Origin of the sequence: Rhodococcus chondri (genome assembly GCF_036327435.1) — a bacterium.
In the GTDB taxonomy this organism is placed as follows: Bacteria; Actinomycetota; Actinomycetes; order Mycobacteriales; family Mycobacteriaceae; genus Rhodococcus; species Rhodococcus chondri.
In genome coordinates, this window is record NZ_JAUZMZ010000173.1 from 1 (window position 1) to 9,536 (window position 9,536).

The 9,536-nt window shown below is 67.9% G+C and carries 9 protein-coding genes and 1 pseudogene; 4 read left to right on the plus strand and 6 right to left on the minus strand.

The genetic code is table 11. The features are described from left to right. The coding region (locus Q8814_RS21635) for a TOBE domain-containing protein (RefSeq protein WP_330154044.1) at positions 1–295 on the plus strand (295 nt) is incomplete at its 5' end. 55 nt (positions 296–350) lie between these two features. On the opposite strand, the gene Q8814_RS21640 is transcribed toward Q8814_RS21635, so the two are convergent. Next, the gene (locus tag Q8814_RS21640) at positions 351–821 is read right to left on the minus strand and encodes a gamma-glutamylcyclotransferase (RefSeq protein ID WP_330154045.1); all 471 of its coding nucleotides are present in this window, start codon (positions 819–821) and stop codon (positions 351–353) included. Positions 822–1,021: 200 nt separating this feature from the next. Between Q8814_RS21640 and Q8814_RS21645 the strand changes: the two genes are divergently transcribed. After that, positions 1,022–2,419: an NAD(P)H-quinone dehydrogenase gene (locus Q8814_RS21645; RefSeq protein ID WP_330154046.1), complete on the plus strand. Its 1,398-nt coding sequence runs from the start codon at positions 1,022–1,024 to the stop codon at positions 2,417–2,419. A gap of 372 nt (positions 2,420–2,791) precedes the next feature. On the opposite strand, the gene glpK is transcribed toward Q8814_RS21645, so the two are convergent. Further along, positions 2,792–4,306, minus strand: coding sequence for a glycerol kinase GlpK (gene glpK / locus Q8814_RS21650; RefSeq protein WP_330154047.1), 1,515 nt, complete (start codon positions 4,304–4,306; stop codon positions 2,792–2,794). Positions 4,307–4,424: 118 nt separating this feature from the next. On the opposite strand from glpK, the gene glpD reads away from it, so the two are divergent. After that, positions 4,425–6,158 carry a glycerol-3-phosphate dehydrogenase gene (glpD, locus tag Q8814_RS21655; protein ID WP_330154048.1) on the plus strand — a complete coding sequence of 578 codons (1,734 nt, stop codon included), beginning with the start codon at positions 4,425–4,427 and terminating at the stop codon, positions 6,156–6,158. A 54-nt stretch (positions 6,159–6,212) separates the two neighbouring features. Here glpD and Q8814_RS21660 read toward each other — a convergent pair. Then, positions 6,213–6,538: pseudogene (locus Q8814_RS21660) on the minus strand (hypothetical protein); the annotation flags it as partial. Between the two features lie 4 nt (positions 6,539–6,542). After that, a complete protein-coding gene (locus tag Q8814_RS21665) occupies positions 6,543–7,544 on the minus strand; it encodes an oxygenase MpaB family protein (RefSeq protein WP_330154049.1) in 1,002 nt (333 codons plus the stop codon). Between the two features lie 82 nt (positions 7,545–7,626). Between Q8814_RS21665 and Q8814_RS21670 the strand changes: the two genes are divergently transcribed. Next, on the plus strand, positions 7,627–8,214 hold the full coding sequence (locus Q8814_RS21670; RefSeq protein WP_330154051.1) for a TetR/AcrR family transcriptional regulator: 588 nt from the start codon (positions 7,627–7,629) through the stop codon (positions 8,212–8,214). On the opposite strand, the gene Q8814_RS21675 is transcribed toward Q8814_RS21670, so the two are convergent. Both Q8814_RS21675 and Q8814_RS21680 read right to left on the minus strand, forming a co-directional pair. After that, positions 8,193–8,984 (minus strand): DNA-formamidopyrimidine glycosylase family protein, encoded by a 792-nt coding sequence (locus tag Q8814_RS21675; RefSeq protein WP_330154050.1) that lies wholly within the window; start codon positions 8,982–8,984, stop codon positions 8,193–8,195. The two genes, Q8814_RS21670 and Q8814_RS21675, sit on opposite strands and share 22 nt — an antisense overlap. A 1-nt stretch (position 8,985) precedes the next feature. After that, on the minus strand, positions 8,986–9,536 hold a 551-nt coding region (locus Q8814_RS21680; protein ID WP_456239117.1), incomplete at its 5' end, for an Lhr family helicase.

Here is a 9,536-nt window from a genome sequence, read left to right on the forward strand (position 1 = left end):
GGGCGACTGTGCGCACACCCCGCTGGGTGAGGTCCGGCTGGTCGCGCCGGGCCGGGGCCGGGGCCGTGTCCTCGTGCGACCCGAACAGGTCGAGGTCGAGCCGGCACCGGACGTCGCGAGGCCCGGTGACCCGGAGTTCACGGTCAGCGACATCGCGTTCGGCGGGGCACACAGCGAAGTACGCGTCGCGGGTGCGGGCATCGCGGTCCGTGCCCTGCGCGGCGCGGTGCACGGACTGCAGGTCGGTGAACCGGTGCGGCTCCGGGTTCCGGTGCCGGTGCCGTTCTACGGCTGAGCGGCATCGGTGCGGCAGCGGTTCCTAGGCCGGCCGGCCGGCGCTGCCGCGGACCTCACAGCGCTTCGGGCCGGCCCGGTCCGACGTTGCGGCTGTTGCGGGTGCGCAGGTCGCGCACGTAGTCGGCGGGTGCACCGGCGATCTCCGCGGCGTCGGCCATCACGCCGAGATAGCGGGCCGAGGGCAGTCCACCCTCGTATCCGTCCACGACGTACAGCCAGGCCAGCACCGGGCCGTCGAAGGTGTCGACACGCACACGGATCTTCCGGTGGAATCCGAGCTCGGCGCCCTCCCAGCGATCCAGGCTGCGCTCGTCGTCCTCGGGTACGTCGTAGAGCACGACGAACACCTTCGCGTCCGGATCCTCGACGACGGTGGCGAGGGCACCTTCCCAGCCGATGTCGGCGCCGGCGAAGGTCAGCCGCCACCCGTGCAGCCAGCCCGTACCGGCCATCGGTGAGTGCGGGCAGCGTTGCAGCATCTGCTCCGGATGCATGTTGGACCCGTAGGCGGCGTAGATCGGCACGCCCATAAGGCTAACTGCTCGCCGATGTCCGCAAGATCAGGGGCGCGCGGTGGCGAGCCGGCCGGGGGTGCCGGCGTCCTGGCCGGTCCGTATGCGCGACCGGTGTCCGGTGGCATAGCGTTGTGCGGGGAGTGCGCACACCCCGGCGCACGCCCGAGCACGGCCCCGAAACCCATTCGGAATCGATACAGAGGAGAGCAATGACTCGGATCGTCATCATCGGCGGCGGACCTGCCGGATACGAGGCCGCACTGGTGGCGTCCCAGTACGGCGCATCGGTGTCCCTGATCGATTCCGACGGAATCGGTGGCGCGTGCGTGCTCTTCGACTGTGTCCCGTCCAAGACCTTCATCGCGTCGACCGGTGTGCGCACCGACATGCGCCGCGCCTCCGACCTCGGTATCGAGCTCGAACGCGCAAGTGTCGCCCTTCCTCAGGTGCACGCCCGCGTGAAGAGCCTGGCCCGCGCGCAGTCGTCCGACATCCGCACCAAGCTCGAGGCTGCCGGCGTGCAGCTGTTCTCGGGTCGCGGCGAGCTGATCGACAGCCAGGTCGGTATGGCCGCACATCAGGTGCGGGCCAACCTGTTCACCGGCGAGGAAAAGATCTTCGACGCCGACGTCGTCCTCATCGCCACCGGTGCCGCACCTCGCGTGCTTCCGAAGGCGGTACCGGACGGTGAACGCATTCTCAACTGGCGGCAGCTCTACGACCTCGACGTGCTGCCCGAGCATCTGGTGGTGGTCGGTTCCGGTGTGACCGGCGCCGAATTCGTCTCGGCGTACACCGAGGTGGGTGTGCAGGTGACCCTCGTCTCGAGCCGCGACCGGGTGCTTCCGCACGAGGACGAGGACGCCGCTCTCGTGCTCGAGGATGTCCTCGCCGAACGCGGGGTCACTCTCGTCAAGCATGCCCGCGCCGACGCGGTCGAGCGCACCGAGGACGGCGTCCGGGTCCTGCTCGCCGACGGCCGGATCGTCGAAGGCACGCATGCGTTGATGACTGTCGGGTCGGTGCCCAACACCGACGGACTCGGGCTCGACAAGGTCGGTCTCGAACTCGACCGCGGCGGGTACCTTCCCGTCGACCGCGTCTCACGCACCGCCGTTCCCGGGATCTACGCCGCCGGTGACTGCACCGGACTGCTCCCGCTGGCCTCGGTCGCCGCGATGCAGGGTCGTATCGCGATGTACCACGCGCTGGGTGAAGGTGTGAGCCCGATCAAGCTCAAAACCGTTGCCGCGGCGGTGTTCACCCGCCCCGAAATCGCGGCGGTCGGCGTCAGCCAGGCCACCATCGACAAGGGCGAGGTACCGGCTCGCACGGTGATGCTGCCGCTGAACACGAATCCGCGAGCCAAGATGTCCGGCCTGCGACGGGGTTTCGTGAAGATCTTCTGCCGGCCCGCGACCGGTGTGGTGATCGGCGGTGTGATCGTCGCACCGAACGCGTCGGAACTGATCCTGCCGATCACGCTCGCCGTGCAGAACAACCTCTCGGTCAACGATCTGGCGCAGACGTTCTCGGTGTACCCGTCGCTCACCGGCTCGGTCACCGAAGCTGCACGTCAGCTGATGCGGCACGACGACCTGGACTGAGGTTCGCGCTGGACCGAGGTTCGCGCACCGTCGGCGGCGGCCGGGATCGACTCTCCCCCGAGGGGAGACGGGACGGTGGAGGTATGACAACACAGAGCATCTTCCCCGTCGTCCCGGCCACCGACGTGCGGTGCAGCAGAGACTTCTATCGTGATCTGCTCGATCTCGTCGTGGTGTTCGACAGCGACTGGTACGTGCAGTTGCAGGCCGAACGCAGTGAGTCGGTACAACTGGGCTCGTCACCCGCGAGCACCACACCGTCCCGGCCGGTTTCCGTGCCGCCCCGGTCCGCGAGTACTACCTCGCGGACCCCGCGGAGGTGGGGGAGGCCGCGATGCGCACCAGGGTGATGCATCCGTTGTCCGGGGGTGATCACGCCCAGTTGTAGGTCCGTTCGACGGCCTTGTTCCACTCGGCGTAGAGCCGCTCGCGATCGTCCTCGTCCATGGCCGGCTCCCACGTGCGGCCGGTGGCCCAGTTGCGGCGGATGTCGTCTTCGCTGTCCCAGAACCCGACGGCGAGGCCGGCCGCGTAGGCAGCGCCGAGCGCAGTGGTCTCCGCGACGACCGGTCGCACGACCGGCACACCGAGAATGTCGGCCTGGAACTGCATCAGCAGCCCATTGGCGACCATGCCCCCGTCCACCTTGAGGGTCGACAGTTCCACACCGGAATCGGCGTGCATCGCCTCGATCACCTCGCGCGTCTGATACGCCGTCGCTTCGAGGGCTGCGCGAGCGAGGTGCCCCTTCTCGACGAAGCGGGTCAGACCCGCGATGACGCCGCGCGCATCGGGTCGCCAGCGCGGCGCGAACAATCCGGAGAAGGCCGGAACGAAATAGGCGCCGCCGTTGTCGGGCACCGACGCGGCCAAGCCTTCGATGTCGCCGGCGGATTCGATGATGCCGAGATTGTCGCGGAGCCACTGCACCAGCGACCCGGTCACGGCCACCGAACCCTCCAGCGCGTAGACCGCCGGAGCCTCACCGATCCGGTAACACACCGTGGTGAGCAGACCGTGCTCACTTCGCACCGGTTTCGTGCCGGTGTTGAGCAGCAGGAAATTGCCGGTGCCGTAGGTGTTCTTGGCCTCACCCGGGGACAGGCAGGCCTGCCCGAAGGTCGCGGCCTGCTGGTCCCCGAGAATGCCGGCGATGGGCACCCCCGCGAGCGGGCCACGTTCGCGGGCGTGACCGTACACCTCGGACGAACTCCGGATCTCCGGCAGCATCGACATCGGAATCCCGAACTCGTCGCAGATCTGCGGATCCCATTGCAGCGTTTCGAGATTCATCAGCATGGTGCGAGATGCGTTGGTGACGTCGGTGATGTGCACTCCGGGCTCCTGCCCGTCCTCACCGAGCCCACCCGTGAGTTTCCACAGGATCCAGCTGTCGACGGTGCCGAACGCGAGGCGGCCCTGCTCGGCCAGCGCCCGCGCACCGTCCACGTTGTCGAGGATCCAGCGGATCTTGGGGCCCGCGAAGTAGGTCGACAGCGGCAGACCGGTCGCGTCTCGGTACCGATCCGCGCCGTGGTCTCCCGCGAGTTCTTCGACGAGCCGATCGGTGCGGGTGTCCTGCCACACGATCGCGTTGTGCACGGGCTTGCCCGTCGTCCGGTCCCACACCACGGTCGTCTCCCGCTGGTTGGTGATGCCGATCGCGGCGATGTCCTGCCGCCGCAGGTCCGCTTTCGCGAGCGCGGCCGCCCCCATCTCCCGAGTGTTGAGCCAGAGTTCCTCGGGGTCGTGCTCCACCCACCCGGCACGGGGAAAGAACTGGCGGTGCTCCTTCTGCGCGACCGACACCACGGAACCGTCGTGGTCGAAGATGATGCAGCGGCTGGAGGTGGTGCCCTGGTCTATCGCGGCGATGTACTGGTTCACGGGAGATCCTCGAGGTGTCCGGACGTGGGTGGGTTCCGCTCAGCGGCTGAGCCAGCGCTGTCGGGTCGAAACTACTAGCCTTGGTGCGGATACGTCGGCGACTCACGGGAGCGGTGTGGTGACCAACCAACCAGGTGTGCAGATCCTCGGGCCGCAGCAGCGGGCCGAGGCATGGCAGCGTCTCGGGACCGAACAGTTCGACGTGGTGGTAATCGGTGGGGGAATCGTCGGGGCCGGTGCCGCGCTCGACGCCGCGACGCGCGGTCTCCGGGTCGCGCTGGTCGAAGCCCGCGACTTCGCGTCGGGAACGTCGAGCAGATCGTCGAAGATGTTTCACGGGGGCTTGCGTTACCTCGAACAACTCGAGTTCGGGCTGGTCAAGGAGGCGCTGCGCGAACGTGAACTGTCGCTGACCACACTCGCCCCGCACCTGGTCAAGCCACTGAAGTTCCTGTTTCCGCTCACGCACCGGGTATGGGAGCGGCCGTATGTGGCCGCCGGAATCTTCCTGTACGACCGCATGGGCGGCGCGAAATCGGTGCCCGCGCAGAAGCATCTGACCCGCTCCGGTGCACTGCGGATGACACCCGGGCTCAAGCGCAACTCGCTGATCGGCGGTATCCGCTACTACGACACCGTCGTCGACGATGCCCGGCACACCATGACCGTGGCGCGCACCGCGGCGCACTACGGTGCGGTGGTGCGTACGTCCACCCAGGTCGTCGGGTTCCTCCGCGAGGCCGACCGGGTCTCCGGAGTGCGCGTCCGCGATTCCGAGGACGGTGCGACGACCGACGTGCGGGCACACGTCGTCATCAACGCGACCGGTGTCTGGACCGACGAGATCCAGTCCCTGTCGCGCCAACGCGGCCGGTTCCGGGTGCGGGCGTCGAAGGGTGTGCACATCGTCGTGCCACGCGACCGCATCGTCAGCGACTCGGCGATCATCCTGCGCACCGAGAAGTCGGTGCTGTTCGTGATTCCGTGGGGCAATCATTGGATCATCGGCACCACCGACACCGACTGGAACCTCGACCTCGCGCACCCTGCCGCCACGAAGGCCGACATCGACTACATCCTCGGGCACGTCAACAGTGTGCTCGTCGTGCCCCTCACCCACGACGACATCGACGGTGTGTATGCGGGCCTGCGACCCCTGCTGGCCGGCGAGAGCGACGAGACGTCCAAGCTGTCGCGCGAGCATGCCGTCGCGCGGGTCGCGCCGGGACTCGTGGCGATCGCCGGCGGGAAATACACCACCTACCGGGTCATGGCCGAGGACGCGGTGGATCTGGCCGCCGAGGACATCCCCGCGCGGATCGCGCCGTCCATCACCGCGAAGGTGCCTCTGGTGGGGGCGGAGGGATATTTCGCGCTGGTCAACCAGACGATGCACCTCGCCGAGCAGTACGGAGTGCATCCGTATCGCATCAAGCACCTGCTCGACCGCTACGGTTCGCTCATCGACGAGGTGTTCGGATACGCGACCGGCCGGCCGGAACTGCTCGAACCGCTCACCGACGCGCCGGCATATCTGCAGGTCGAGGTGGTCTATGCGGCAGCGGCGGAAGGCGCCCTGCACCTCGAGGACATCCTCGCGCGACGCACCCGCATCTCGATCGAGTACCCGCACCGCGGGATGCACTGCGCCGAACAGGTCGCCCGGCTCGTCGCACCGCTGCTGGGCTGGGACGAGGCGGCCGTCGATCGGGAGGTCGAAACCTACCGTGCGCGTGTCGATGCGGAGATCTGCTCGCAGACCCAGCCCGACGACGCGTCGGCCGATGCCCTGCGCGCAGCGGCCCCGGAGGCCCGGGCCGAGATCCTCGAGCCGGTGCCCATCCGCAGCTGACGACGGGCGCAAGCGATCGGTGGGTCGGTGCGACCGTGTCAGTGCGTCAGGGCGAACCTTGACGACCACCACGATCGTGCGCGAGCACAGCAAGGACGAGCGCCCCGACGATCGTCCACGTGGTGGGTTTGCGACCGAGCAACCTGTTGATGACGAACACGATCGACGCGATGCGCACCAGCACGGCGACTTCGGCGAGGATCCGCGGTGCGCGGTTCCAGCCAACCGACCCAGGCGGTCGCGATGCCGACGTACTGACGGGTGGTGACGACGGGAACGAGCGCGGCGAGGACGAGGATGTTGTCGTAGATGTAGGCGCTGATCCTGCCGGGCACCGACGGCTGCGGAAGTGATTGCCGGCGTCGAAAGATCGTCGGCACCCCGTCAGGGTGTCATATTCGTCCTGTTCCGGTGGGTCACTTTCGGGCTGTAGTGAACGGGTGAGTCGCGGCGGTGGGCGGGCGGAAGATTCCGGCCCGGCGTATGGACGACCGGCGCATCGGCCCGGATCCGCCCGAGTGCACGGTCCCAGCCCGCGCGAGCCCGTGGATGGTAGCGGTATCGCCACGGCACGAGCCGGTTGCCGAGTCCGATGGCGCGGCCCACGAGGCGGTGGATCCTCTCTTCGCGCGGGCTCCAGCTGTAGCCGAGCAGATCGCGCACCGGAGGGTCGTACAGACCCACGGTGAGCCAGAGGAAACCACGGACGACCGGTGGGCGCACGAGCTTCCAGACGGGTTCGGGAAAGCGACGCAGAAACGGGGGACGATCGAGGTTCGACAGGTCGAGCACGTCGCGGGTCGCCTTGTTGTCTTCGAGGACGTTGCGGCACATGTGATCCCAGTATTCGGCGAAAGCCTCCCACGACGAGGGAACCGACCGCATCGGCATACCGTAGAGCCGATACCACTGCACGTGCTCGTCGAAGAGGCGGTGTTTCTGCTCGAAGGTGAGGGGGCCCTCGAACCACTCGATGGAGATCACGAGACTGTAGAAGAAGGTGGCGTGGGCCCAGTAGAACGTGTCGGGATCGAGTGCGTGATACCTGCGGCCCTTCGCATCGACGCCCTTGATCGTGTTGTGGTAACCGCGGATCTGGGCGCCGGTCTCGGCGGCGTGCGGGCCGTCGAACACCACGCCGTAGATCGGATACAGCGACCGGTAGAGACGTTCCCAACGTTCGTCGAAGAACTCGGAATGTTCCTCGACCCCGGCGCCGAGGCCGGGATGCATGTTCTGCATGGATCCTGCCCAGGGGCCGAACAGCATCCCACGCCAGCCGCCGAAGTACTTCCATGTCAGCGAGCCGGGACCGAGCGGTTCGGGCGCGGGGTCATGGGGCGCCGGGTCGGCGTCGGGGGACGAACCAGAACTCTGACTACGCATGTTGTCAGAGTAGGATTCGCAACGCACACAGTCAACGATGGGATTCGCCAGGGTGGACACGACACGCCGCAGTTGGGCGGGCATCGGCCTCGATGAGCGCCGTCGCGTCCGGCGCGAACGCCTCCTCGCGGCGGGAGTCGACCTCATCGGTGCCGTGGACGGCTCCGCGGCCAGTGTCCGGGCGGTCTGCCGGGCGGCGGGTCTGACCGAACGATACTTCTACGAGAGCTTCCCCGACCGCGACGCCTTCGTCCGCGGCGTCTACGCCGACGTCGGCAAACGTGCCCGCGACGCTCTGGTGACGGCGGTGGAAGCGGCGCCGCGCAGCGGGCGAGCGGAAGCCGCGGTCCGCGCGTTCGTGGAACTGATGGTCGACAAGCCGGCGATGGGAAGAGTGCTGCTGCTCGCCCCGTTACGCGAAGCCACCATCAGCAATCGCGGTGTCGAACTGGCGCCGATGTTCGTCTCCCTCGTCGACGAACAACTCCCCGGAATCGGAGACCCTGCGGAGCGCCACATGGTGGCGGTGGGTCTGGTGGGGGCGTTGACGAGCCTGTTCATGGGTTATCTCGACGGTGCCGTCGCGGTTCCGCGTGAGGTGCTCGTCCGGCACTGTGTGCGTCTTCTCGAACAGGCCGCCGACGACGGTCAGGAGCGGTGGAGCGGCTGACACGCCGGGCAGCGGTATATCACCCGATCGGGGTCGGACTCGGTGCCCAGCCGGCCGAATTCGATCGGCGTACCGCAGCGCAGGCACGGCCTGCCGCGCCGCCCGTACACCCACAGGTTCCGGCCGCGGCGAAGATCGCCGGTGGTGACCCGTGTCGCGCGCTCGCGATTGGCGTTGATGACCCGGTGCGCCAGCTCCACCCACCGCGCGGGATCTCCCGCCTCGCGCACGGGGGTGCGGGGATCCACACCCCGCAGGAAGCACAACTCGCATCGATAGACATTGCCGAGTCCGGCCATGACACGTTGATCGAGCAGGGCCGTGCCGATCGGCCGGTCCGGATCCTGCGCAAGATTGGCCTCGGCCCGCGCCGGATCCCAGTCGGGCCCGAGCAGGTCGGGACCGAGATGCCCGACGGCATCGGATTCCCGCTCGCGGGGAAGGACTTCCACGATCCCGAGATCGAACCCGACCGCCTGCGCCCGCGCGGTGGACAGCACCACACGCGCCCGGAAACCGGGCTTGCGCCATCGCGATCCGGGTTCGTACACGTGCCACTCGCCCTCCATCTTCAGATGGGAGTGGATCGAAAAGTCCGGCACGCGGATCAGGATGTGCTTGCCGCGCGCGACGACCGACTCGACCGGAAGGCCCGTGAGATCGACAGTGGCATAACGAGGTACGCGGAAATCGGACACCGTCAGCAGATCGCCCGTCAATGCGTCCCGCAGTCGTGCGACGGTCCGGAATACGGTATCGCCCTCGGGCATCTCAGGCTCGCAACCGATATCCGCGGGGGGTTGCGGAAAATCCTGCCTCGGCCAGCAACTCGGTGAAATCGTGACCGTGGATCGATTGCCCGTCGACCTTCTCGACGACGATCTTGTCGACGCTGCCGCGCTTGACGGTCGCGGCCAGTGAGGTGCACGCACTGCGCAGCGCCCCCGGATCGTTCCCGAATGTCAGGACGGTGCGCCCGCCACGTTCGACGAACAGCACGAGTGCACCGTCGACGAGGACCACCAGTCCGCCGGCTTTCCGTCCTGGGCGATGCCGGGGAGCGTCCTCGGCCGCGCGAGTCTGCGGCCACGACAGGGCGGCACCGTAGGGGTTGGCCGGATCGCACGCCGCGAGCGTCACCGCGGCGGTCTCGGTGTGTCGGCCTTCGAGGGTCTCCGAGAACGAGCGCAGCCGATCCACCACCTCGGGTGTCGAGAACTGGGCGCCGCCCAGCGAATCGACGAAATAGCCCCGCCGGCACCGGCCCGTCTCCTCGAAACGGCTGAGCACCTTGTACATCAACGCGAATCCGCCTGGGACGG